Origin of the sequence: Gemmobacter serpentinus (assembly GCF_008973825.1) — a bacterium.
Classification (GTDB): domain Bacteria; phylum Pseudomonadota; class Alphaproteobacteria; order Rhodobacterales; family Rhodobacteraceae; genus Gemmobacter; species Gemmobacter serpentinus.
Map to the genome: position 1 here is coordinate 189,719 of NZ_WCHR01000005.1, position 22,778 is coordinate 212,496.

Annotated in this window: 23 protein-coding genes; 13 read left to right on the plus strand and 10 right to left on the minus strand. The window is 63.6% G+C overall.

Annotated features, from left to right (window positions below):
* The first annotated feature begins 74 nt into the window (after positions 1 to 74).
* The 6 genes from GBJ34_RS03235 to GBJ34_RS03260 all read left to right on the plus strand — a co-directional run bounded on the left by GBJ34_RS03235 (position 75) and on the right by GBJ34_RS03260 (position 4,990).
* Positions 75 to 992, plus strand: a complete 918-nt coding sequence (locus GBJ34_RS03235; protein ID WP_151717815.1) for a manganese-dependent inorganic pyrophosphatase — start codon at positions 75 to 77, stop codon at positions 990 to 992.
* 92 nt (positions 993 to 1,084) lie between these two features.
* Positions 1,085 to 1,966 carry an HAD family hydrolase gene (locus tag GBJ34_RS03240; protein ID WP_151717816.1) on the plus strand — a complete coding sequence of 294 codons (882 nt, stop codon included), beginning with the start codon at positions 1,085 to 1,087 and terminating at the stop codon, positions 1,964 to 1,966.
* 119 nt (positions 1,967 to 2,085) lie between these two features.
* A complete protein-coding gene (locus GBJ34_RS03245) occupies positions 2,086 to 2,529 on the plus strand; it encodes a MaoC family dehydratase (RefSeq protein ID WP_151717817.1) in 444 nt (147 codons plus the stop codon).
* Between the two features lie 28 nt (positions 2,530 to 2,557).
* Positions 2,558 to 3,478, plus strand: coding sequence for a bifunctional riboflavin kinase/FAD synthetase (locus GBJ34_RS03250; protein WP_151717818.1), 921 nt, complete (start codon positions 2,558 to 2,560; stop codon positions 3,476 to 3,478).
* Positions 3,479 to 3,516: 38 nt separating this feature from the next.
* Entirely contained in the window at positions 3,517 to 3,969 is a 453-nt protein-coding gene (locus tag GBJ34_RS03255; protein ID WP_151717819.1) for a YcgN family cysteine cluster protein, read from the plus strand.
* 1 nt (position 3,970) lies between these two features.
* Positions 3,971 to 4,990: a threonine aldolase family protein gene (locus GBJ34_RS03260; RefSeq protein ID WP_151717820.1), complete on the plus strand. Its 1,020-nt coding sequence runs from the start codon at positions 3,971 to 3,973 to the stop codon at positions 4,988 to 4,990.
* A gap of 100 nt (positions 4,991 to 5,090) precedes the next feature.
* Here GBJ34_RS03260 and GBJ34_RS03265 read toward each other — a convergent pair whose 3' ends face one another.
* Together GBJ34_RS03265 and GBJ34_RS03270 are read right to left on the minus strand one after the other, a co-directional pair.
* Positions 5,091 to 5,915, minus strand: coding sequence for an alpha/beta fold hydrolase (locus GBJ34_RS03265; protein ID WP_226341025.1), 825 nt, complete (start codon positions 5,913 to 5,915; stop codon positions 5,091 to 5,093).
* Positions 5,912 to 6,508 carry a 2-hydroxychromene-2-carboxylate isomerase gene (locus GBJ34_RS03270; RefSeq protein ID WP_151717821.1) on the minus strand — a complete coding sequence of 199 codons (597 nt, stop codon included), beginning with the start codon at positions 6,506 to 6,508 and terminating at the stop codon, positions 5,912 to 5,914. Before GBJ34_RS03270 ends, GBJ34_RS03265 begins: the two co-directional genes overlap by 4 nt.
* 142 nt (positions 6,509 to 6,650) lie before the next feature.
* Here GBJ34_RS03270 and GBJ34_RS03275 point away from each other — a divergent pair, with 142 nt between their 5' ends.
* On the plus strand, positions 6,651 to 7,670 hold the full coding sequence (locus GBJ34_RS03275; protein ID WP_151717822.1) for a ribose-phosphate pyrophosphokinase: 1,020 nt from the start codon (positions 6,651 to 6,653) through the stop codon (positions 7,668 to 7,670).
* A gap of 129 nt (positions 7,671 to 7,799) precedes the next feature.
* Here the strand turns inward: GBJ34_RS03275 and GBJ34_RS03280 are convergent, their stop codons facing one another.
* The 6 genes from GBJ34_RS03280 to GBJ34_RS03305 form a co-directional block, all read right to left on the minus strand.
* Positions 7,800 to 8,150, minus strand: coding sequence for an H-type lectin domain-containing protein (locus GBJ34_RS03280; RefSeq protein WP_151717823.1), 351 nt, complete (start codon positions 8,148 to 8,150; stop codon positions 7,800 to 7,802).
* Between the two features lie 152 nt (positions 8,151 to 8,302).
* A complete protein-coding gene (locus GBJ34_RS03285; protein ID WP_151717824.1) occupies positions 8,303 to 8,701 on the minus strand; it encodes a F0F1 ATP synthase subunit epsilon in 399 nt (132 codons plus the stop codon).
* 10 nt (positions 8,702 to 8,711) lie between these two features.
* The gene (atpD, locus tag GBJ34_RS03290; RefSeq protein WP_151717825.1) at positions 8,712 to 10,136 is read right to left on the minus strand and encodes a F0F1 ATP synthase subunit beta; all 1,425 of its coding nucleotides are present in this window, start codon (positions 10,134 to 10,136) and stop codon (positions 8,712 to 8,714) included.
* 21 nt (positions 10,137 to 10,157) lie between these two features.
* Positions 10,158 to 11,042, minus strand: coding sequence for a F0F1 ATP synthase subunit gamma (locus GBJ34_RS03295; RefSeq protein WP_151717826.1), 885 nt, complete (start codon positions 11,040 to 11,042; stop codon positions 10,158 to 10,160).
* Between the two features lie 21 nt (positions 11,043 to 11,063).
* Complete coding sequence (atpA, locus tag GBJ34_RS03300; RefSeq protein ID WP_151717827.1) at positions 11,064 to 12,602, minus strand: F0F1 ATP synthase subunit alpha; 1,539 nt, start codon at positions 12,600 to 12,602, stop codon at positions 11,064 to 11,066.
* On the minus strand, positions 12,602 to 13,162 hold the full coding sequence (locus GBJ34_RS03305) for a F0F1 ATP synthase subunit delta (RefSeq protein WP_151717828.1): 561 nt from the start codon (positions 13,160 to 13,162) through the stop codon (positions 12,602 to 12,604). The genes atpA and GBJ34_RS03305 overlap by 1 nt, the downstream gene beginning before the upstream one ends.
* A gap of 749 nt (positions 13,163 to 13,911) precedes the next feature.
* On the opposite strand from GBJ34_RS03305, the gene GBJ34_RS03310 reads away from it, so the two are divergent.
* Positions 13,912 to 14,433 carry a L,D-transpeptidase gene (locus GBJ34_RS03310; RefSeq protein WP_192931104.1) on the plus strand — a complete coding sequence of 174 codons (522 nt, stop codon included), beginning with the start codon at positions 13,912 to 13,914 and terminating at the stop codon, positions 14,431 to 14,433.
* Between the two features lie 132 nt (positions 14,434 to 14,565).
* A complete protein-coding gene (locus GBJ34_RS03315; RefSeq protein WP_192931093.1) occupies positions 14,566 to 16,065 on the plus strand; it encodes a calcium-binding protein in 1,500 nt (499 codons plus the stop codon).
* A gap of 65 nt (positions 16,066 to 16,130) precedes the next feature.
* Here the strand turns inward: GBJ34_RS03315 and GBJ34_RS03320 are convergent, their stop codons facing one another.
* Positions 16,131 to 16,892 carry a class I SAM-dependent methyltransferase gene (locus GBJ34_RS03320; protein ID WP_151717831.1) on the minus strand — a complete coding sequence of 254 codons (762 nt, stop codon included), beginning with the start codon at positions 16,890 to 16,892 and terminating at the stop codon, positions 16,131 to 16,133.
* Between the two features lie 112 nt (positions 16,893 to 17,004).
* On the opposite strand from GBJ34_RS03320, the gene gloB reads away from it, so the two are divergent.
* The 3 genes from gloB to GBJ34_RS03335 all read left to right on the plus strand — a co-directional run bounded on the left by gloB (position 17,005) and on the right by GBJ34_RS03335 (position 21,222).
* Positions 17,005 to 17,766: a hydroxyacylglutathione hydrolase gene (gene gloB / locus GBJ34_RS03325; RefSeq protein ID WP_151717832.1), complete on the plus strand. Its 762-nt coding sequence runs from the start codon at positions 17,005 to 17,007 to the stop codon at positions 17,764 to 17,766.
* A 175-nt stretch (positions 17,767 to 17,941) separates the two neighbouring features.
* Positions 17,942 to 20,263 carry an ATP-dependent Clp protease ATP-binding subunit ClpA gene (gene clpA / locus GBJ34_RS03330; protein WP_151717833.1) on the plus strand — a complete coding sequence of 774 codons (2,322 nt, stop codon included), beginning with the start codon at positions 17,942 to 17,944 and terminating at the stop codon, positions 20,261 to 20,263.
* Positions 20,260 to 21,222, plus strand: coding sequence for a M23 family metallopeptidase (locus GBJ34_RS03335; RefSeq protein WP_151717834.1), 963 nt, complete (start codon positions 20,260 to 20,262; stop codon positions 21,220 to 21,222). The genes clpA and GBJ34_RS03335 overlap by 4 nt, the downstream gene beginning before the upstream one ends.
* On the opposite strand, the gene GBJ34_RS03340 is transcribed toward GBJ34_RS03335, so the two are convergent.
* A complete protein-coding gene (locus GBJ34_RS03340; RefSeq protein WP_192931094.1) occupies positions 21,214 to 22,182 on the minus strand; it encodes a DUF2125 domain-containing protein in 969 nt (322 codons plus the stop codon). The two genes, GBJ34_RS03335 and GBJ34_RS03340, sit on opposite strands and share 9 nt — an antisense overlap.
* 60 nt (positions 22,183 to 22,242) lie before the next feature.
* On the opposite strand from GBJ34_RS03340, the gene GBJ34_RS03345 reads away from it, so the two are divergent.
* The gene (locus GBJ34_RS03345) at positions 22,243 to 22,764 is read left to right on the plus strand and encodes a gamma-glutamylcyclotransferase (RefSeq protein ID WP_151717836.1); all 522 of its coding nucleotides are present in this window, start codon (positions 22,243 to 22,245) and stop codon (positions 22,762 to 22,764) included.
* The last annotated feature ends 14 nt before the right edge of the window (positions 22,765 to 22,778 follow it).

Genomic DNA, 22,778 nt, shown 5'->3' on the forward strand with positions numbered 1-22,778 from the left:
GCGGCATCGAAGTGACAAGCCCGCTTTCCTCGCCTATAAGGCAGCGCAAATCGTCCAGCCCGAGAGAGCATCCCATGATCAAGGTTTTTGGCCACAAATCCCCCGATACCGATTCCACCGGATCGCCCCTTGCCTGGGCCTGGTATCTGACCGAGGTCAAAGGCACCCCCGCCCGCGCCGTGCTGCTGGGCGAGCCCAATACCGAAGCCGCTTTTGTGTTGAAGCACTGGGGGTTCGACAAACCGGAGATCATCGCCGATGTGGCATCAGGTGATGAGGTGTTCATCGTCGATACCAACAATCCGGCAGAACTGCCCCCCTCGATCAATGACGCGAAAATCCTTGGCATCATCGACCACCATATGCTGGTTGGCGGCTTGAAGACCAAGACACCCATTGACATCACGATGCGGCCGCTGGCCTGCACCTCGACGCTGATCTATGACATCATGGGTGCCGATCTGGCCCGCGCGCCGCGCGGCGTGAAAGGCGCGATGCTGTCCTGCATCCTGTCGGATACGCTGGAGTTCCGCTCGCCCACCACCACCGCGCATGACCGCAAGGTGGCCGAGGCACTGGCCGCCGATCTGGGCGTCTCGATCCCTGACCTCGCCAGCGCGATGTTCGAGGCGAAATCCGATGTCTCAGCCTTCTCGGATGCCGAATTGCTGCGCATGGACAGCAAGGAATACAATGTCGCGGGCAAGGAGCTGCGGGTTTCGGTGCTGGAAACCACCGCGCCGAAGGTCCTGCTGGATCGCAAGGACAGCCTGATGGCCTCCATGCCCGCCGTGGCGCAGAAAGACGGCGCCGATCAGGTGCTGCTGTTCATCATCGACATCCTGAAGGAAGAGGCCACCCTTCTGGTGCCGAACGATCTGGTCAAGCAACTGGCCGAAGCCTCGTTCGGCTGCACCGTTACCGGCGACAGCGTGGTCCTGCCCGGCATCATGAGCCGCAAGAAGCAGATCATCCCGTCGCTGACCCTGTGATCCCTGCCGGATGGCCCGGAGGCGCAGCTGTCGCGCCGGGCCGTCCTCTGCACTGCGGGTTGCGCCCCCAACAGATTGCGAAAGGCCGCGCCATGACCGAGATGATCTCTGCCCTGTCCGAAATCTCCGGCCGCTATCGCGCGGTGTTCTGCGATCTCTGGGGGTGTCTGCACAACGGCAAGACACCCTTCCCCGCCGCAGTCGCCGCATTGCAGGCCTATCGTGCGCAGGGCGGGATTGTCGTGCTGATGACCAATGCGCCGCGCCCCAAAGGCAGCGTTGCCGCCCAGCTGGAACGGATCGGCGCGCCGCGCGACTGCTATGACCTGATCGTCTCGTCGGGCGATGCGGCGCAATATGCGCTGGTCAGCGGCGCGGTCGGGCACCGGGTCTATTTCATCGGCTCCGACAAGGACATGCCCTTCTTCACCGACCTGCCGCCCGAGATGCGCGACCATCCCCCGATCAGCTTCGTGCCGCTGGCCGAAGCCGAAGGGATCGTCTGCACCGGCTTGCGCGATGACCTGACAGAGACGCCCGAGGATTACCGCGCCGAACTGCTGGAGGGCAAGACGCGCGGTCTGACCATGCTCTGCGCCAATCCCGATATCGTGGTGGATATGGGCGACAAGCGGGTCTATTGCGCAGGTGCCCTGGCCGAAGATTACGTTAGGCGCGGCGGCGAGGTGCTGTATTTCGGCAAGCCGCATCCGCCGATCTACGATCTGGCCCGCCGTATCCTTGGCACCCAATACGAGCGGATCAGCAACGAGGAGATCCTGTGCATCGGCGATGGCCCCTGGACCGATATCCTTGGTGGCCAGAACGAGGGGCTGGATACACTGTTCATCACCGGCGGCATTGCCGCCCCGCATTTCGGCCCCGATCCCACGCGGCCCGACCCTGCTTTGATGCAGACCTGGCTGGCACAGGAACGGTTGGCACCAACCTGGGTCATGCCGCATCTGGCCTGAACGCGACCGCAAGAAAATTACATCTTTAGTATAATCCGTGACAGCATCTTGCGCGACAGATTGCGCCGCATTGCAGCATTTGATATATTGCGATGCAGCAACTCCGGGGGAATCGCCAGATGCTCGACAATCAGCCGCGTGGCACGATCTGCATCGAGGATATCGAGATCGGCATGTCGCGCCATTTGCGCAAGACCGTGACCGACCACGATATCGCGCTGTTTGCCGAAGTGTCGACCGACCGCAATCCGGTGCATCTGGATGATGCCTATGCACAGGACACCATCTTTCAGGGCCGTATCGCGCATGGCATGTTGACCGCCGGGCTGATTTCCGCGGTGATCGGCGAACAACTGCCCGGCCATGGCACGGTCTATCTGGGGCAAAGCCTGAAATTCATGGCACCTGTGCGCCCCGGCGACACGGTCTATGCCGAGGTCAAGGTAACGGCGGTGGACCATGCCAAACGCCGGGTGACCCTTGAAACCCATGCCGCCGTGGGACATACCGTGGTCCTGAAGGGCGAGGCGCTGGTTCTGGCACCAAGCCGCAAGTTCGACTGAGGGCTGCACGCCCTCGCCGCGGGGCCGCATGAAGATCATCAAGCATTGGCAAGGGATCGCGCCGGAAGACCGGAACATGTCCATCGCCATGGGCAATTTCGACGGTGTGCATATCGGGCATCGGTCGGTCATTCAGGCGGCGGCGGGCCACGGCCCCCTGGCTGTGCTGACATTCGAGCCGCATCCGCGCGAGTTTTTTGCCCCCGACGCCCCGCCCTTCCGGCTGATGAATGCCGAGGCGCGGGCCAATCGTCTGGCCAAGCTCGGGGTCCAGACGCTGTATGAACTGCCCTTCAATGCCGAGATGGCCGCGCTGACGCCGGAAGGTTTTGCCCGCGATGTGCTGGCAGACGGGCTTGGCATCAGCCATGTCACGGTCGGCACAGATTTCTGTTTCGGCAAGGGGCGGCGCGGCAATGGCGCCGACCTGCAGGCGCTTGGGGGCCAGCTTGGCTTTGGCGTGACCATCGCGCCGCTTTTGCGCGCAGGCGGCAAGGAGGTGTCCTCGACCGCGATCCGCAATGCGCTGTCCGAAGGCCGTCCGCGCGATGCGACCACGATGCTGGGGCACCTGCACCGGATCGAGGGGGCGGTGCTGCATGGCGAAAAGCGCGGGCGCGAACTGGGTTTCCCCACCGCAAACATGAGCGTGGCCGACCTGCATCTGCCACGCCTTGGCGTCTATGCGGTGAAGGTCGATATCCTGACCGGGCCGCAGGCGGGCAGCTATGGCGGCGCGGCAAGCCTTGGCGTGCGCCCGATGTTTGGCGAAAACACCCCGAACCTTGAAACCTATATCTTCGATTTCAAGGGCGATCTTTATGGCCAGCATCTGTCGGTTGCGCTGGTGGAATACCTGCGCCCTGAATTGAAATTCGACGGTCTGCCCGCACTGATCGCGCAGATGGATGCCGATTGTGATCGCGCCCGCGCGATCCTTGCAGGCTGACCCTTCCCTTTTGCCGCCACCAGGCGCAGAGTGCCGCCATGTCCAAGCTTCGCCCCCGCTTCTGGGAAACCGTTCCGCTCGCCAGGATGACGCCCACCGAATGGGAGGCCCTGTGCGACGGCTGCGGCAAATGCTGTCTCAACAAGATCGAATATGAGGATACCGGCGAGGTGGAGTTCACCCGCGTCGCCTGTCGGCTGCTGGATGGTGAAAGCTGTCGCTGCACCCAATATCCGATCCGCAAGCAATTCGTTCCCGATTGCGTGCAGCTGACGCCCAAGGCCCTGCCCGAGATCGCCTATTGGATGCCGCAGACCTGCGCCTATCGCCGGTTGCATTTCGGTGAGGAATTGCCGGATTGGCATCCGTTGCTGACGGGCGATCCTGACAGCGTTCATGCCGCGGGCGCGTCGGTCCGGGGCTGGACCGTGCCGGAATACGAGGTCACGGAAGACGACTGGGACGATTATATCATCGAGGGCGGTCTTTAGGATGTGGTTCACCTCTGACAATGCAGCGCCGGTGCCACCGCCGGTTCTGGCCGCGCTGACCAGCGTGAATGAGGGTTTTACCAAGGGCTATGGCGCGGATGATCCGACGCTGGCCGTGCAGACCCGGCTGCGCACGTTGTTCGATGCGCCCGAAGCCGTGGTGCATCTGGTGACCACCGGCACCGCCGCCAATGCGCTGGCCCTGGCCAGTCTTTGCCCGCCCTGGGGCGCGGTGTTCTGCCATGAGGCAGCCCATATCAACACCGATGAATGCGGCGCGCCCGAATTTTACAGTAACGGTGCCAAGCTGATCCCGATTGCGGGCCCCCATGCGCGGCTTGCACCCGAGGTTCTGGCAGCCAGCATCAACGCCACCGGCGAAAGCCTGCACAATGTCCAGCGCGGGGCGCTGTCGCTGACCAATGTGACCGAAGCCGGCACGGTCTATTCCGCCACGGCCACGGCGGCACTTGCCGGGGTTGCGCGCGCGGCGGGCCTGCCCGTCCATCTGGATGGTGCGCGATTCTGCAATGCGGTGGCCGCAACCGGCGCGCGGCCTGCTGCGCTCAGCTGGCAGGCGGGCGTCGATGTGCTGTCCTTTGGCGGCACCAAGAACGGGCTGATGGGGGTTGAGGCGGTGATCTTCTTCGATCCCGCCAAGGCCTGGGAATTTGAGCTGCGGCGCAAGCGCGGCGGGCATCTTCTGTCAAAGGGGCGCTATCTGGCCGCACAGATGCTGGCCATGCTGGACAGCGACCACTGGCTGACATGGGCGGCCCATGCCAATCGGATGGCTGCGCGCCTGGCGCGGGGGCTGGCGGCCAGAGGCGTGACCCTGACCCATCCGGTCGAGGCCAATATCCTGTTCCCTGAGTGGGATGCCGGCACCTCGGCCCGGCTGCGCTCCGAAGGTGCTGCATTTTACGACATGCCCGGCGCGGATGGCCGCGAAGGCGCGCGGCTGGTCACCAGTTGGGCCACGAGTGAGGCCGAGGTCGCACGCTTCCTCAGCCTGTTCTAAATCCCACCATGAGCAGGGCCAGGCTTTTCGAAGATCGAGCTGTCCCAAGGCCAGGCTGTTCGAATGTCCTGCCTGTGCGAATGCCCTGCCTGTTCCCGGGTCAGACCGTTTCCAGCTCCATCAGCCTTGCCATATCTGCGGCCACCGCCCCGGGATGAGTGATGGGCAGCATATGTGCGGCCCCTGCCACGACGACCCGCCTTGCCTGCGGCAGACGCGCGGTCAATGCGCCCTGAATGGCCGCAATCACCGGCGGGCTGTCACCGCCTTCCAGCAGCAACACCGGCAGGTCCAGCGCCTCAAGCCCACCCGGACGGGTCAGACCGGGCCTATCCTCCAGCAATGCCGGGTTCTGGGCCAGAACCAGCGGCATCCGCGCCGCCATATAGGCGCGCTGCGCCTGCGCGAGATCGGCAAAGCGGCCATGGCCCCAGACGCCATGAAACGCCGCCGCCGCGGCCTCGGGATCATGTGCAATCGCTGCCGTGACACGGCCATAATCCTGGGCGAAATCGGCGAATACCTGCGTATCGCGGACGATGGAAAACAGCACAGGCTCGATCAGCGTCAGGCTGCGCAGCCGCCCCGGACGCTCCAAGGCCAAACGCAGCGCCACCGTCGCCCCGAAGCTATGCCCGATCAGATCAGGCTTGCCGGGCACGCTGTCCAGCAGCACATGCCCCATTTGGGTTGCCATGTCATGCAGATCTGTGCCCATAGGCAAAGGCTCTGCCCGGCCATGGCCCGGCAGGTCCAGCGCCGTCAGATCCAGCCCCGGCAGATGACCGACCAGACCTGACCAGGCTCCGCCATGACCCAGCGAACAATGCAGCGCCACGCCCCGGCGCGCGGCCCCCTCGTGCCAACGGCGCAGCGACAGGGCCGCGACAGGATCAGGCGCGCCTGGCGATGCGGCCTTGCTCAAAGTGCGCCCGCCAGATGCAGCGCCAGATCCTCCAGCCGGTCCTGGCCCCAGAACAGTTCCTTGCCAACGGCATAGAAGGGCACACCGAAAACGCCGCGCGACACCGCCTCTTCCAGATTGACGGCATAGGTTTCAGCGGCGGCCAACATGCCACGATCGGCCACATCCGGGTCAAAACCGCTTTGCGCCAGCAGATCTCGGATCACCGCATCATCGGAGATGTCGCGATTTTCGGCCCAGCAGGCCCGCGCCAGCCCATGCACCAACGCGCCCAGATCGCCGCCGCCCGCGCGCTGCGCCGAGATGATGGCATAGGAGGCAGGTGCTGCATTCACCGGCCAGTATTGCGGCTGCACGTTCAGCACCTGCCCATATTTGCGGGCCTGCCGCTGGATATCCTGCAACCGATAGGCCTTGCGGCTGTCATGGCGGTCGGCAAAGGCCACGCCGCCGGTGCGGCCAAACAACTGACCCGGATCAAGCGGCTTGTAATCCACCGTTGCATCAAATTGGGCCGCGATCGCCTCGAGCCGCTGCCCGGCAAGATAGACATAGGGCGAGACGACGGAGAAAAAGTAGTCGATATGGGCCATGATGCGCCCTCCCCTGCTGTTGCGCGGTTTGCGGAGACCCTAGCCCGGTGATAAGCGGTGTCAACGCCCGGATCCGCGCCCCGAATCCCCCCGGCCAAGGTCCCGCGTTGCTTCCAGGCCCACGGAACACAGGACGAAGACTATGGCAGCCATGACGGAACCGAAGCTGATTTCGGGCAATGCGAACCGAAGCCTCGCCAACAGCATTGCACGACGGATGTCGATGCATCGCGGTGTGCAGGTCGGTCTGGTCGATGCACGGGTAGAGCGGTTCAACGATCAGGAAATCTTCGTCGAAGTCTACGAGAATGTCCGTGGCGAGGATATGTATATCATCCAGCCGACCTCGAACCCGGCCAATGACAACCTGATGGAGCTGCTGATCATCGCCGATGCGCTGCGCCGTTCGTCGGCGGATCGCATCACCGCCGTGATCCCCTATTTCGGCTATGCCCGTCAGGACCGCCGCGCCAAGGCCCGCACCCCGATCAGCGCCAAACTGGTCTCGAACCTGATCACCGAAGCTGGCATTGACCGTGTGCTGACGCTGGATCTGCACGCCGTCCAGATCCAGGGCTTTTTCGACATCCCGGTCGACAACCTCTATGCCAGCCCGCTGTTCAGCCTGGATATCGAACACCATTTCAAGGGCCAGATGGATGATCTGATGATCGTCTCGCCCGATGTCGGCGGTGTGGCCCGCGCACGCGAGATCGCGAAACGCATCAACGCCCCGCTCGCCATCGTTGACAAGCGCCGCGAGAAGGCCGGCGAAGTCGCCGGTATGACGGTGATTGGCGATGTGCGCGGCAAGAAGTGCATCATCGTGGATGACATCTGCGACACGGCCGGCACGCTGTGCAAGGCGGCAGAGACGCTGATGGAGGCGGGTGCCACCGAGGTCCATTCCTATATCACCCATGGCGTGCTGTCGGGCCCGGCGGTAGAGCGGGTGACCAAATCGGTGATGAAATCGCTGGTCATCACCGATTCGATCGAGCCCTCGGACGCCGTGAAGGCCTGCCCGAATATCCGCATCGTGCCGACCGCCCCGATGTTTGCCCAGGCGATCCTGAACACCTGGCACGGCACCTCGGTCTCGTCACTGTTCGAGACCGATACGCTGGTGCCGATCTATGAGGGCATCTATCAGCGCAGCTGAGCCGCGCGATCCACCGCAGAAATGACCGGGGCCGCCCTACAGGGCTGCCCCTTCGCGTTTGCAGGTCAGGTCGCTCTTTGGATCGCCAGCCAAGCCTGGGGGCACCCGAATTTTCGTTGAAAATTCGGATCAGTAAAGAACCCAGTCGTCTTCGCTGGCAACCGAGCCGATGGCCGTCCAGTCGGCACGCACCCGTGCGACGCGGCTGTCGCCCCAGGTGCGGAACACGATGTGGAAGCCGCGCTCGGTGATGGCATCGGCGCTGATATCGGCGCGGGAATTGTGCTTGTGATCCATATCCCACATCGAGATCCCCACCATCACCACCGGCGGGTCCAGGAAGGGTTCTGCAAAGGTGACGATGAACCGGCTTTCGCGCGGCCCCTGCCCTGTCCACATGGCACCACCATCGGCAAAATCGCTGAACAACACCCGGCTGCCCTGCACGATCCCGAAGGAACTCGTATTGATCCGTCTCATGCGGTCCTCATCCCCATGCCCCGCAAAGAGCGTGACGCCATTCACAACGATCTGCGCCAAGAACATCTGGCGCGCAAATTCCGGCAAAAATCGGATTTTATCAATGCGAAAGGCCCCGTGTAACCGGGGCCTTTCAAAAATGTCACAGCCGCTCAGTGCTTGGCGTGGCTGCGCAGGGCCAGAACATCGCTCAGGACCATCTCGGCATGTGCCTTCTGATCCTCCGGCGCGATGGCCAGAAGCTCGCGGGCTTCCTTGACCAGATCGTCCAGCACGGTGCCCGACAGGTCGTCGACCGGGATGGCGCGTTCCGCAAGCACGGTGACGCTGCTGGCACCGATCTCGGCAAAACCGCCGGTCACGGCGAAGGCCTGCGTCCCTTGCGGCCCGATCGCCTTGAGGATGCCGGGGCGCAGGGTGGTGATGGTGGCCACATGGCCCGCCATCGCCGTCATGTCACCTTCGGCCCCCGGGATCTGCACCTCGGTGGCCTGAACAGAAGCGAGCTTCCGTTCGGGCGACACCAGGTCGAATTGCAGGGTATTGGCCATCTATGCCCCCTTACGCCGCAGCTGCGGAGAGTTTGGCAGCCTTGGCTTTCACTTCCTCGATGTCGCCGACCATGTAGAAGGCGGCTTCCGGCAGGTGATCGTATTCCCCGGCAACCACGGCCTTGAACGAGGCGATGGTTTTTTCCAGCGGAACCTGCACACCGTCCGAGCCGGTGAACACTTTTGCCACGTCGAAGGGCTGCGACAGGAAGCGCTCGATCTTGCGGGCGCGGGCCACGGCCAGTTTGTCGTCTTCCGACAGTTCGTCCATCCCGAGGATGGCGATGATGTCTTGCAGCGACTTGTAGCGTTGCAGCACTTTCTGCACGTCGGTGGCGACCTTGTAATGCTCTTCGCCGATGATCAGCGGGTCAAGCAGACGCGAGGTCGAGCCGAGCGGGTCCACAGCCGGGTAGATGCCTTTTTCCGAGATCGCACGGTCCAGAACGGTCGTGGCGTCAAGGTGGGCAAAGGAGGTGGCCGGTGCCGGGTCGGTAAGGTCGTCGGCCGGAACATAGACGGCTTGCACCGAGGTGATCGAGCCGTTCTTGGTCGAGGTGATGCGCTCCTGCATCGCGCCCATGTCGGTCGCCAGCGTCGGCTGGTAGCCCACGGCGGACGGGATACGGCCCAGCAGAGCCGACACTTCCGAACCGGCCTGGGTGAAGCGGAAGATGTTGTCGACGAAGAACAGCACGTCTGCGCCGGTTTCGTCGCGGAACTGTTCTGCCAGCGTCAGACCCGACAGCGCGATCCGCATCCGGGCACCCGGGGGCTCGTTCATCTGGCCGTAAACCAGGGCGATCTTCGACTTGGTCAGATCTTCCAGGTCGATAACGCCCGATTCGATCATCTCGTGGTAAAGGTCGTTGCCCTCACGGGTCCGCTCACCCACACCGGCGAACACGGACACACCCGAGTGCACTTTCGCGATGTTGTTGATCAGTTCCATGATGAGAACGGTCTTGCCCACGCCGGCACCGCCGAACAGGCCGATCTTGCCGCCCTTGGTATAGGGGGCCAGCAGGTCGATGACCTTGATGCCGGTCACGAGGATCTCGGTCGCGGTCGATTGCTGCTCGAAAGCCGGGGCCGGTGCGTGGATCGCGCGGCGGGCTTCGCTGACAACCGGGCCCTTTTCGTCAACGGGTTCGCCGACCACGTTCAGGATGCGGCCGAGGGTGGCGGTGCCGACCGGCACCGAGATCGGCGCGCCGGTATCTTCGACGGCTGCGCCGCGCACCAGACCTTCGGTCGAGTCCATGGCGACCGCACGCACGGTGCTTTCGCCAAGGTGCTGCGCCACTTCCATAACCAGCGGCTTGCCATTGTTGTCGGTGGTGATCGCGTTCAGAATCGCCGGCAGAGCGCCGTCGAACTGGACGTCAACAACGGCGCCGATGACTTGCGTCACTTTGCCTTTTGCTTGTGCCATGTCGTTTCTCCGTTCGGGTCGTCAGAGCGCCTCGGCGCCCGAGATGATTTCGATAAGCTCTTTGGTGATCGCGGCCTGACGGCTCCGGTTATACTGGATCGTCAGTTTGTTGATCATGTCACCCGCGTTGCGGGTTGCATTGTCCATCGCGCTCATCCGGGCACCCTGTTCAGACGCCCCGTTTTCCAGCAATGCGGTGAAGATCTGCGTCGCCACACCACGCGGCAGCAGGTCGGCCAGAATGGCCTCTTCGCTGGGCTCGTAGTCGTAAAGCGCCGACACTTCAGAGGTCTCCACGGGCTGCGCCGGGATGATCTGTTGCGCCGTCGGGATCTGGCTGATGACCGACTGGAAGCGGTTGAAGAAGATCGTCGCCACATCGAATTCGCCAGCCTCAAAGCGGGCAAAGATCTCGCGGGCGATGTCCTGCGCATTGGCATAGCCTACACGCTTCACTTCGGCCATGTCGACGTGACCGACGAAATGATCGCCAAAGTCACGACGCAGCTGTTCCCGGCCCTTCTTGCCGACCGTCAGGATCTTCACGGTCTTGCCAGCGGCCAGCAGTTCATTCGCCTTCGCGCGGACAAGCCGCACGATGGTGGTATTGAAGCCGCCGCAAAGCCCACGCTCCGAGGTCATGACGACCAGCAGATGCACCTTCAGCAGATGCACCTTGTCGGCACCCGTCCCGGCCAGAAGCCGGGGCGCGCCATTGGATCCACCGACCGAAGCCGCCAGCCCCGCGATGACCGCATTCATGCGGTCAGCATAGGGACGGGCTGCCTCTGCGGCCTCTTGCGCGCGGCGCAGTTTCGCCGCCGCCACCATTTGCATGGCCTTCGTGATCTTGCGCGTGTTCTTGACGCTCGTGATCCGGTTCTTGAGGTCCTTAAGGCTGGGCATTCTCTGCTCCCCTCAGGCCGCTCAAGCGAAGGTCTTGGCGAAATCGGCGATCGCGTCTTTCAGCTTTTGCTCGTCAGCGCCCTTGATCTTCGGGTCAGCCGAGGTCAGCCAGTCCAGGATATCCTTGCGCGGGCCACGCAGATAGGCGAGCAGACCGGCTTCAAAGCGGCCCACGTCCTTCACGGCGACCTTGTCGAGGAAGCCCGCGGTGCCTGCATAGATCACGCAGACGATTTCCGCGTTGGTCAGCGGCGAATATTGCGGTTGCTTCATCAGCTCGGTCAGGCGCGCGCCACGGTTCAGCAGGGCCTGGGTCGAAGCGTCAAGATCCGAACCGAACTGGGCGAAAGCCGCCATCTCGCGATATTGGGCGAGCGACAGTTTCACCGGGCCAGCCACGGTTTTCATCGAATTGGTCTGAGCCGAGGAGCCCACGCGCGACACCGACAGACCGGTGTTCACCGCCGGGCGGATGCCCTGGTAGAACAGTTCGGTTTCCAGGAAGATCTGGCCGTCGGTGATCGAGATCACGTTGGTCGGGATAAAGGCCGACACGTCGCCGCCCTGGGTTTCGATGATCGGGAGTGCCGTCAGCGAGCCGGCACCGAAATCCTCGTTCAGCTTGGCCGAACGCTCCAGCAGGCGCGAGTGGAGGTAGAACACGTCGCCCGGATAGGCTTCGCGGCCCGGCGGACGACGCAGCAGCAGCGACATCTGACGATAGGACACGGCCTGTTTGGACAGGTCATCATAGATGATCAGCGCGTGGCGGCCGTTGTCGCGGAAAAACTCCGCCATGGCGGTCGCCGAATAGGGTGCCAGGAACTGCATCGGTGCCGGGTCGGACGCGGTTGCAGCCACGACGATCGTGTAGTCGATCGCGCCGGTCTCTTCGAGCTTCTTCACCAGCTGGGCCACGGTCGAGCGCTTCTGGCCGATCGCGACATAGATGCAATAGAGCTTCTTCGACTCGTCCGAACCGGCAGCCTCGTTATAGGACTTCTGGTTCAGGATGGTGTCCAGCGCCACAGCGGTCTTGCCGGTCTGACGGTCGCCGATGATCAGTTCGCGCTGGCCACGGCCAACCGGGATCATCGCGTCCACGGCTTTCAGGCCGGTCGCCATCGGCTCATGCACCGATTTGCGCGGGATGATGCCGGGGGCTTTCACGTCGGCGATGCGACGTTCGGTCGCAGCGATCGGGCCTTTGCCGTCGATCGGGTTGCCGAGACCGTCGACCACGCGGCCGAGCAGCGCGTCACCTGCGGGCACGTCCACGATGGACTTGGTGCGCTTGACGGTGTCGCCTTCCTTGATGTCCTGGTCGGAGCCGAAGATCACGACGCCGACATTGTCAACCTCGAGGTTCAGCGCCATCCCGCGGATGCCGCCGGGGAACTCCACCATCTCGCCGGCCTGGACATTGTCCAGCCCGTGGACGCGCGCGATACCGTCGCCAACCGACAGCACGCGGCCGACTTCGGCCACAGCCGCGTCTTTGCCGAAGTTCTTGATCTGCTCCTTGAGGATCGCAGAGATCTCAGCAGCCTGGATTCCCATCACCCAACCTCTTTCATTGCATTCTGGAGAGCCGCGAGCTTCGACTTGATCGAGGTGTCGATCATGGTAGAGCCCAGCTTGACGACAAGACCGCCGATGAGGCTTTCATCGACGGCGACATTCACTTTGACGGTCTTGCCCACGCGCGCTTTCAGCGTTTCGGCAAGTTTTGCAGCCTGTTCCGCGCTTAGCGCGGTTGCAGCGGTAACCTCGGCGGTCACCTCGCCCTTTTCGGCGGCAATGCGGGCGCGCAGATCGGCCAGCAGTTGCGGCAGCACGAACAGGCGGCGCTTTTGCGCCATCAGGGCGAGCGTATGCGCAGTCAGGGCCGACAGGCCCGATTTGGCGGCAATGGCCGCAATGGCATTGCCCTGCTCTTCGCGCGAATAGATCGGCGAGGAAATCAGGTCGCGCAGATCCGCAGAAGACAGGAGAGCGGCGTCGATCGCGTCAACATCCCCTTCCAGTGCCTTCAGGCCCTGCGATTCTTTTGCAAGATCGAACAGGGCGGTTGCGTAGCGCGCGGCAATGCCGGAGGAGATCGAAGCTGTTTCGGACACGACAACCCTTCCGCTGCTTGCCCCCTGCTCTGCCCGGCCTGGCGTGATGCGCCGTTCAGACAAGAGGCTATTGTTGGCGCATGATGCACATGCGTCTCAAATCCGAGGCGTCTCTAGCAGACGCATCCCAATGCCGCAACCGTGAACACAGCCGGAATACAGCTTGTCACGCGCAAACATCGCGCTTCTTTGCGCCACAGCCGCGCAGCGCAGGCCGAAACAAAGCCGATGTGACACATTCACAGCCGGGAAACGTTTTTCGGCCGGTTTTGCGGCCCGTTTTGCCACCTTTGGCGTGGCGCCCGGCCTGCACACCGCGCGCGAAGCCGCACCGCCCTGGACAGGATCACGCATGGATCACCATCGCCTGCCCATCGCAGGCGGAGCCGCGCCCCGACTGGGCCGCCCAGGATCACGCATGGATCACCATCGCGTCATAGCTGCCCCGGGGCGGTTGACCGGATTCCGCCTTTGGCTGATCTTGCCTCACGCGCCCGCCGGATCCGCAGGAATAGCCCGAGGGATACCCTGCACGACCGGGGCACAGGCAAAAACAATGGGCCGTCACAAAGACGGCCAAAAACCGAAAACAGGCCCGCGATAAAATGGGCCGAGGCGAAAGCAGGATCCCGATGTCACGGCCCCTCATTTCACAAACCACACCAAGCACCACGTCAGACACCCCTGCACAGGGCCACACCGCAGGCCGCACCCGCCGCCACGCGCTTGGCCTTCTTGGCCTTGGCTTGATGGGCGGTGTCGGCACGGTGCTGCTGCCCGCACAGGCGCGCGCCTCGGATCAAGGGCCGGTGCGGTCCAATTCCTCCAGCTTCGAGATGCAACGCTGGGAAGAGCATTTCCCCACGCTCGGCAAGGGGGCCATCGTCTGCGACACCGTTTCGCGCGCGCTGCATTTCTGGAATGCGGATGCCTCGATCTATCATATCTTCCCGACCTCGGTGCCGCGGTCGGACGAGTTGACCAAGCGCGGCTATACCGAGATCGTGCGCAAGAAGGTCGGCCCAAGCTGGACCCCCACCGCATCGCAGATGCAGCGTTTCCCGGATTGGAAGCCGATCGGCCCTGGCCCGCAGAACCCGCTTGGCACCCATGCGATGTATCTGAGCTGGCCCGCCTATATCATTCACGGCACCCATGACACCCGCAAGATCGGCCGCAAATCCTCGGATGGCTGTATCGGGCTTTACAACGAGATGGTCTCGGTGCTGTTCGACCTCTGCCCCATCGGCACCCAGGTCCGCATCATCTGATCGCAAGGCCCCGGCCGGATCCGCCACATTGCCCCGCCTTGACAGGCTCCCGCGCGCTGCGACAAGATCAGCCCAAGATTGAGTGCGCCGTGCCATTTTGCGCGGATGCGTTATGGTTTTGGGAAGAGTATGATGTTCTCCATGGTGCTTTTGGGGCTTTTCGGTCTGGCTGGCCTGATGACGGTCTTTGATGACCATTCCGACCGTGATGAGCCCGATACGGATGAGCCGGAACAGCCCACCCCGCCGGATCTGAGCCTGGTTGAAGGCACCGAAGGGGCGGACCGTCTGGTGGTTGACCAGGCCGACCCGGATGCCACGCAGGACGCGCTTCGCGTGGCGGGCCATGGTGGTAATGATGCCCTGGCCTATCTCCCCGAAACCGACACCCCGCGCGATGTGACGCTGGAGGGCGGCACGGGCGATGACCGCATCAACCTCGGCCTGTGGCCCGAAGATGGCTTCAGCCCGCAGATCTGGCCCGAAGGCACGGCCAGCCTGTCGGGCGGGGCGGGCGACGATATACTGGTGTCGCATATGGCAGGCGACGGCGTCACGCTGGACGGCGGCGCGGGGGCCGACACGATCGGGGCCCATGCCGGCAACACCGTCATCATGGATATGGGCGACAGCGTGACCTTCCGCATCCATTCCGACGCGCAGGAAGAGGTCGGCCCCGCCACCCTGCAAGGCTTTGACCCCATGGCCGCGCGCGCGGCCCTTGCGGGTGGCAATCCCTTCCCGCCGGTCGTGCTGGAGGCCGAAGGGATCACCAGACCTTCGGAACTTGCCTTTGAACAAACGCTTTCCGAGGATGGCAGCACTGTGCTGTCGACCCAGATCCTTGATGGCGACAAGGCGCTGTTGGTGATCGATTACGGGCCGGAAGGCACCGACGCGCCCTTGACCGCCGAAGACGGCGACCTGCTGCGGGCGCGCTATCCCGGCGACAGCCTCAAGGTCAGCCCGGACGGCCATATCGATACCGACCTGCCGCGCGATGCCTATTCGATGCAGCAAGGTGGGGAGCAGGATGACGTCCTGGGCCCGAACCTCTGGGGCCCTGAGGCCGATATGATCTCTGGCGGTCAGGGGGCCGACAGCATTGATGGCGGCGCGGGCAATGACACGCTTTACGGATCGGATGATCTGGCGGTCATGCAGGACTGGTCGCCCATGTCAACTTGGGAAAGCCTGCATGATGATGGTGCCGCCGACACGCTGGCGGGCGGCGCGGGGGATGATCGTCTGGTGCTGTCCAGCGGCGATACCGGCATCGGGGGCGCGGGGGCGGATCTGTTCGAGGTCAACGCCAATGCCCCGGATTACCACCACACTGGCGAGATCAGCAGCAGCATCGGCCCGACCCATATCGCCGATTACGACCCGGGCGAGGATCGCATCACCATCGAGGTCGAATCCTTTGCCCGCCAGGGCAGCCTGCAGGCCGAACTGCGCGAGACCGGCAAGGGGCTGGAAATCTGGGTCAGCTCCACCTTCGGGCCGCCCGCGGATGTGGATGACCCGAACTATGACCAGCAGATCATGCCCTTCTGTGCCGTGACCTTCCCGCCCGGCACGACGGTCGATCTGGCGCGGGTCGCTCTGACAAGCTCGGATTGGATCCGCTAAGGGCCAGCAGTCACGACTTGGGCAAGGGGCACCAAACCTGGGCCCTGCAACCGCTGCCCGGGTGGTCAATCCAGCCGGTTCAGCGCGGGCTCCGGCGCGGGTTGGCCCATGCCCTCCAGCACTTTCAAGGGTTTGCGCACCGCCGCCGCAAGTCCGCCGCGAGTGGGGGCATAGACCTGCTTGCTGGCCTCCACCATCAGCACCCCACCCGCAAGCCAGGGGGCAATGCCGCGCCCAAGCCGTTCCCAGACATGAGAGGTGCGCAACCAGAAACGCCGCGCCGAGGGCGGGGCATAAAGCGATGCCACATGGCGTTCAGGCGTGAACCCATGCCGTTTCAGCTGCGCCTCCAGCTGGCCCAGCGAATAGGGCCTGCCAAAGCCGAAGGGCGTGCCATCGCGCCGCGCCCAGAGGCCGGATCGGTTGGGCACCACGAAAATCGCCTTGCCGCCAGGCCCCAAAACCCGCGTGCATTCCGCCAGCACCTCTGATGGGTTATCCGATGTCTCAAGTCCGTGCATCAGCACCAACCGATCGACATGGCCGGTCTGGACAGGCCATGCGGTTTCCTCGCAGAGAACGCTGACATTCTCCATGCCGGCAGGCCAGGGCATCACGCCTTGCGGGCCCGGCATCAGGCCGATCACCCGCCGCGCTTCCGCCAGATAGGGGCGCAAAAGCGGCACCGCAAAACCGAATCCTGCCACCGTCTCGCCGGCCGCCGGAGGCCACATGGAAACCAGCTGATCGCGGATCGCGCGCTGCGCCACGCGCCCCAATTGGGTGCGATAATAGAAATTCCGCAGGTCGAGCACGTCGAGATGCATTGCAGCCGCTTCCCCCAGGCCCCAGATTTCAGGCAACGCCGGATTTCAGATAACGAGAGACCGTCCAGTCAGAGATCTGTCTGGCACCATAGACCACAGAACAGGAAACGCCATGCTGCAACTCGTGACCATCCCCTGCCTGAAGGACAATTACGCCTTCCTGATCCACGATGATGTCTCGGGGGCCACAGCCGTGATCGATGTGCCGGAGGCTGATCCGATCCTGAAAGAGCTGGACGCGCGCGGCTGGGCACTGAGCCATGTGCTTCTGACACATCACCACAGCGATCATGTCGACGGGCTGGCAGGGCTGGCCCTTGGCCCCGATGTGGCGGTGATCGGCGCCGCAGCCGACGCCCATCGCCTGCCGCCCTTGACCCGGACGGTGATGCCGGGCGAGCGGTTCAGCCTGGGTTCCGCCGATGCAGAGGTGATCGACGTCTCGGGCCATACGGTCGGCCATATCGCCTTCTGGTTCCCCGAGGATGGATTTCTGTTCACCGGCGACAGCCTGATGGCGATGGGTTGCGGCCGGCTGTTCGAGGGGAGCCCGGCACAGATGTGGGACAGCCTGTCGCGGCTGATGGATCTGCCCGGCGATGCGGTGGTCTGTTCGGGGCATGAATATACCGAAAGCAATGCCCGCTTCGCCCGAAGCCTGGATGAGCCGCCCGCGCTGACCGAACGGCTGGACCGCATCGCCCGCGCGCGCAGCGCAGGCCTGCCCACCGTGCCCTCGATCCTGTCGGAAGAGATCGCAACCAACCCGATGCTGCGCGCCCGCGATCCGGCGATGAAGGCGGCACTTGGCATGGAAGGCGCGCCGGATGCCGAGGTTTTCACCAAAATCCGCGCCCTCAAGGACAATTTCTGAGGCTTTGGTGAATCCAAAGGATCACATTTTGTGACCGATGCCTGCCAAACGGGCAAATCTGCGAATTGGGGCTTGAAGCGGCGCGCAGTAAAACCGAACTTTAACCCTATGAGGCCAAGGTCGGACCGGAGGGGGGTCACACCCCTCCCCCGCCAGAAGGAAGGAGCACTCGATCGTGCCATCGTTTTCCACCACCCTTGAACAGGCCATCCACGGCGCGCTCGCTTTGGCCAATGCCCGCCGTCATGAACTGGCAACGCTCGAACATCTGCTTCTGGCGCTGATCGACGAACCCGATGCCGCGCGCGTCATGCGTGCCTGTTCGGTCGACCTTGATGATCTGCGCAAGACATTGACCGAATTCGTCGATGATGACCTTTCCACCCTCGTCACCGAAGTCGAAGGGTCGGAGGCGGTGCCGACCGCCGCCTTCCAGCGTGTCATCCAGCGCGCGGCGATCCATGTGCAATCCTCGGGCCGGACCGAAGTGACCGGCGCCAATGTGCTGGTCGCGATCTTTGCCGAGCGCGAATCGAATGCCGCCTATTTCCTGCAAGAACAGGACATGACCCGCTATGATGCGGTGAATTTCATCGCCCATGGCGTGGCCAAGGACCCGAGCTTTGGCGAAAGCCGCCCGATCACCGGATCGGAGGAGCATCAGCACGAGACGCCCAAGGGCGAGGCGGGTGAGGCCAAGGAATCGGCGCTGTCCAAATATTGCGTCGATCTGAACGTGAAGGCCCGCAAGGGCGATGTCGACCCGCTGATCGGCCGCGAGGCCGAGGTGGAGCGGGCGATTCAGGTCCTGTGCCGTCGCCGCAAGAACAACCCGCTGCTGGTGGGGGATCCGGGCGTGGGCAAGACCGCGATTGCCGAAGGTCTGGCAAAGAAGATCGTCGATGGTGAAACGCCGGAAATCCTGTCCGGGGCGACCATCTACAGCCTTGATATGGGCGCGCTGCTGGCAGGCACCCGTTATCGCGGGGATTTCGAGGAACGTCTGAAGGCCGTCGTCAAGGAGATGGAGGATCACCCAGACGCGATCCTGTTCATCGACGAGATCCATACCGTGATCGGGGCCGGTGCCACCTCTGGCGGGGCAATGGATGCCTCCAACCTGCTGAAGCCTGCGCTGCAGGGCGGCAAGCTGCGCTGCATGGGATCGACGACCTACAAGGAGTTCCGTCAGCATTTCGAGAAGGACCGCGCACTGAGCCGCCGGTTCCAGAAGATCGACGTGAACGAGCCGTCTGTTCCCGACACGATCAAGATCCTGCAAGGGTTGAAGCCGCATTTCGAGGAACATCACGATCTGCGCTACACCAATGAGGCGATCAAATCGGCGGTGGAACTGGCCGCGCGCTATATCAATGACCGCAAACTGCCCGACAGCGCGATTGACGTGATCGATGAGGCGGGGGCCGCGCAGCATCTCTTGGCGGCGAACAAGCGCCGCAAGACCATCGGCATCAAGGAGATCGAGGCCGTAGTGGCCAAGATCGCCCGTATCCCGCCGAAATCGGTGTCGAAAGACGATGCCGAGATCCTGCGCGATCTGGAAAAATCGCTCAAACGCGTGGTCTTCGGGCAGGACAAGGCGATCGAGGCGCTTTCGGCCTCGATCAAGCTCGCCCGTGCCGGTCTGCGCGAGCCGGAAAAGCCCATTGGCAATTATCTGTTCGCTGGGCCAACAGGCGTCGGCAAGACCGAGGTCGCCAAGCAACTGGCAAACACGCTGGGGGTGGAGCTGCTGCGTTTCGACATGTCGGAATATATGGAGAAACACGCGGTCTCGCGTCTGATCGGTGCGCCCCCCGGTTATGTCGGCTTCGATCAGGGCGGCATGTTGACGGATGGTGTTGACCAGCACCCGCATTGCGTGCTGCTGCTGGACGAGATCGAAAAGGCCCACCCGGATGTCTACAACATTCTGTTGCAGGTGATGGATCACGGCAAGCTGACCGACCATAACGGGCGGCAGGTTGATTTCCGCAATGTCATCCTCATCATGACCACCAATGCCGGTGCCTCGGATATGCAGAAATCCGCCATTGGCTTTGGCCGCGAAAAGCGCACGGGCGAGGATACGGCGGCGATCGAGCGCACCTTCACACCGGAGTTCCGCAACCGTCTGGATGCCGTCGTCTCCTTTGCGCCGCTCATCAAGGACACGATCATGCAGGTGGTCGAGAAGTTCGTGCTGCAGCTTGAGGCGCAGTTGATGGATCGCAATGTCCATATCGAATTGTCGCCCGAGGCCGCGCAATGGCTGGGCGACAATGGCTATGACGACAAGATGGGCGCGCGTCCGCTGGGCCGGGTCATTCAGGAATATCTGAAGAAACCGCTGGCAGAGGAGTTGCTGTTTGGCCGTCTGCAAAAAGGTGGTGTGGTCCGGGTCGGCGTCAAGGACGACAAGATCGACCTCGTGATCGAAGAGCCCGGCAAGCCGCGCCTCACCGGGCAAAAGCCGCCGCTCTTGACGGCGGAATGAGCCCTGCGCTGAAACCGGCGCTGCTTGCGGCGCTGATCGCCCCCGCCCTTCCGGCGGGGGCTTTTCAATTGGCCTTGCCGGTCGATTGCATGCTTGGCGAAAGCTGTTTCATCCAGCACGCACCAGACCACGATCCCGGCCCCGGCGCACAGGATTTTGCCTGTGGCAGCCTAACCTATGATGGCCATGACGGCACCGATTTCGCCCTGCCTTCACTGAATGCAATGCAGGCCGGTGTGGCTGTGCTCGCGGCCGCCCCCGGCACGGTGCGAGGCCTGCGCGATGGCATGGCCGATATCCGGCAGGGGGATGCGGGCGCGCCAACCGTTGCGGGGCGCGAATGCGGCAATGGCGTCGTGCTAAGCCATGAGGACGACTGGGAAACCCAGTATTGCCACTTGAAGCAAGGCAGCATCCGGGTGAAGGCGGGCGATCGGGTGGCTGCAGGCACCCCTTTGGGTGAGATCGGCCTGTCCGGCATGACCGAATTTCCGCATCTGCATCTGAGCCTGCGCCGCAATGGCACCGAGGTCGATCCCTTCGCGCCCGAGGCGCAATCCACCTGCGGCGCTTCCCAGCCCGATCTCTGGCAACCTGATCTGGCGCTGCAACCGGGCGGCCTCATCACCGGCGGCTTTGCCAGTGAGGTGCCCGCCTATGATGCGGTGCAGCAGGGTGATGTCGCCCGGCCCGATGCAACATCCCCCGGCTTCGTGTTCTGGGCCTATCTTTACGGCACCCGCGCGGGTGACCGGCTGGATCTGCGTCTGACTGGCCCGGACGGGATCCTGGCCGAAGAGAATGTCACGCTGGAACGGACACAGGCGCAAAGTTTCCGCGCGCTTGGCAAGCGCCTGCGCGCGGCGCGGTGGCCGTCAGGCAACTATATCGGCGAGGCGGTATTGCATCGCGGTGACGCGGTGATCGACCGTCACCGCGCCGAGATCACGCTACCTTAGCAGCGGCGCGGGGCCGAGCGGCACCGGCCCCAACATCATCCGGCCATTCGCCATCACCAGCGGCAATTGCAAGACCCCCGTCTCGGTCGATTGCGCGGCCAGGTTTTCCAGCACCGAGCGCAGCGGCAAGCGGAACTGCTCCGGCACCAGACCGGCGGCCTCCAGCGCGGCCAGGCCCTCCTGCCAGCCCTCGACACGCAATTGCACCGTGCCCTCGGCCTGGCCCTGCGGATCTGCGACCAGATCGCCCGCCGCCTTCAGCGTCAAAGACCCCCAGATCAGATTGGCCTCGGTCAACGACACCTGTTGCAACCGTGGCGCCGCCCCGCGCAGTTCCAGGGCCGCATCCAGGGTCAGGTCAGCAAGCAGGTCCAGCCGCGCGACCGTGCCGGGCAGCGCGCCGTTCAGCCGCGCCATAAGCGCCTGATCCGGCACGATATCCAACATGCGGAACGCCGCCTGCGCCTGCGCCCCTTCGCCCGCGATCAAGGAGGCATTGGCCGAGGCAAAGCCCAGCGACCATCCGGCGTCCGAGCGCAGGCTCGCCCCCTCGATCACCGCATCGAACCGGTCCAGCGGCAACGCGCCGCGCGGCTTCATGAACAGCGAGGCCTTCATCTCGGTCGAGGCCACATCGACCGCCTGCCCGGCAAAGCTGATGCTCTGCTCTTCCGGCAGCGCTGCGATCAGCTTCCAGGGTGTATAGCTCAGCGCGAAGACCTGCGCGAAAGGTGCCTGCCACTGCACGCCGCCTGCATCTACGCGCGGCTCAGTCACCGTCAGGTCGAACCGGCTGGGAAAGCCCGAAATGCCATAACCCTGATGCGCAATATGAATGCCGCGCGCACCGGCCTCTTGCAGCGCGGTTTCCACCGCCTGTTCGGCGCTGCGCGCGCCCACGAACCAGTAGCCGCCATACAGCACCGCCAGAATGATCACGATCCAAGTCAGCGCCCGCATTTCAGCCCCTTTTCCTTCGCTTTGCGCCATCTTACTAAGACCGGGAAGGGAGGGCCAGCCATGTGGGTCTTCGGTTACGGTTCCTTGATCTGGCATCCCGGCTTTCCGGTGGCGGAACGGCGCATCGCCCGCGCCTCGGGCTGGCATCGCAGCTTCTGTATGCGCTCCATCCATCATCGTGGCAGCGAGACCGCGCCGGGTCTGGTTCTGGCGCTGGATCGGGCCAATGGCGCATGGTGTGATGGCGTGGCCTTTCGCGTCGAACCGGGGGCTGAGGCGCAGACGCTGGCGGAGCTGCGCGAGCGCGAGCTGGTGTCTTCCGCCTATCTGGAAGAAACCCTGCCCGTCACGGCAGAAGGCCAGACCATCGCCTGCCTGACCTATGTGATCGACCCCGACCATGTGCAATATTGCGGCGGGTTGGCCCTTGAGGAACAGGCGCAAATCATCGCCCATGCCACCGGCGGGCGCGGCCCCAACCGCGATTACCTGTGGAACACGGCCGCACATCTGACCGATCTGGGCATCGCAGATCCGGATCTGGAATGGCTGGCACAACGGGTGCGTGAACTGACCGCCTAAGCGCTTGGCTTATC

Coding starts and splice junctions, on each gene's coding strand:
- GBJ34_RS03340 (WP_192931094.1), bottom strand. CDS start 22,182: ATGCGGGCGCTGACTTGGATCGTGATCATTCTGGCGGTGCTGTATGGC.
- GBJ34_RS03250 (WP_151717818.1), top strand. CDS start 2,558: ATGAAGATCATCAAGCATTGGCAAGGGATCGCGCCGGAAGACCGGAAC.
- GBJ34_RS03240 (WP_151717816.1), top strand. CDS start 1,085: ATGACCGAGATGATCTCTGCCCTGTCCGAAATCTCCGGCCGCTATCGC.
- GBJ34_RS03270 (WP_151717821.1), bottom strand. CDS start 6,508: ATGGCCCATATCGACTACTTTTTCTCCGTCGTCTCGCCCTATGTCTAT.
- GBJ34_RS03280 (WP_151717823.1), bottom strand. CDS start 8,150: ATGAGACGGATCAATACGAGTTCCTTCGGGATCGTGCAGGGCAGCCGG.
- GBJ34_RS03235 (WP_151717815.1), top strand. CDS start 75: ATGATCAAGGTTTTTGGCCACAAATCCCCCGATACCGATTCCACCGGA.
- GBJ34_RS03335 (WP_151717834.1), top strand. CDS start 20,260: ATGAGCCCTGCGCTGAAACCGGCGCTGCTTGCGGCGCTGATCGCCCCC.
- GBJ34_RS03315 (WP_192931093.1), top strand. CDS start 14,566: ATGTTCTCCATGGTGCTTTTGGGGCTTTTCGGTCTGGCTGGCCTGATG.
- GBJ34_RS03295 (WP_151717826.1), bottom strand. CDS start 11,042: ATGCCCAGCCTTAAGGACCTCAAGAACCGGATCACGAGCGTCAAGAAC.
- GBJ34_RS03285 (WP_151717824.1), bottom strand. CDS start 8,701: ATGGCCAATACCCTGCAATTCGACCTGGTGTCGCCCGAACGGAAGCTC.
- gloB (WP_151717832.1), top strand. CDS start 17,005: ATGCTGCAACTCGTGACCATCCCCTGCCTGAAGGACAATTACGCCTTC.
- GBJ34_RS03345 (WP_151717836.1), top strand. CDS start 22,243: ATGTGGGTCTTCGGTTACGGTTCCTTGATCTGGCATCCCGGCTTTCCG.
- atpD (WP_151717825.1), bottom strand. CDS start 10,136: ATGGCACAAGCAAAAGGCAAAGTGACGCAAGTCATCGGCGCCGTTGTT.
- GBJ34_RS03255 (WP_151717819.1), top strand. CDS start 3,517: ATGTCCAAGCTTCGCCCCCGCTTCTGGGAAACCGTTCCGCTCGCCAGG.
- GBJ34_RS03310 (WP_192931104.1), top strand. CDS start 13,912: ATGGGCGGTGTCGGCACGGTGCTGCTGCCCGCACAGGCGCGCGCCTCG.
- GBJ34_RS03260 (WP_151717820.1), top strand. CDS start 3,971: ATGTGGTTCACCTCTGACAATGCAGCGCCGGTGCCACCGCCGGTTCTG.
- GBJ34_RS03275 (WP_151717822.1), top strand. CDS start 6,651: ATGGCAGCCATGACGGAACCGAAGCTGATTTCGGGCAATGCGAACCGA.
- atpA (WP_151717827.1), bottom strand. CDS start 12,602: ATGGGAATCCAGGCTGCTGAGATCTCTGCGATCCTCAAGGAGCAGATC.
- GBJ34_RS03320 (WP_151717831.1), bottom strand. CDS start 16,892: ATGCATCTCGACGTGCTCGACCTGCGGAATTTCTATTATCGCACCCAA.
- GBJ34_RS03245 (WP_151717817.1), top strand. CDS start 2,086: ATGCTCGACAATCAGCCGCGTGGCACGATCTGCATCGAGGATATCGAG.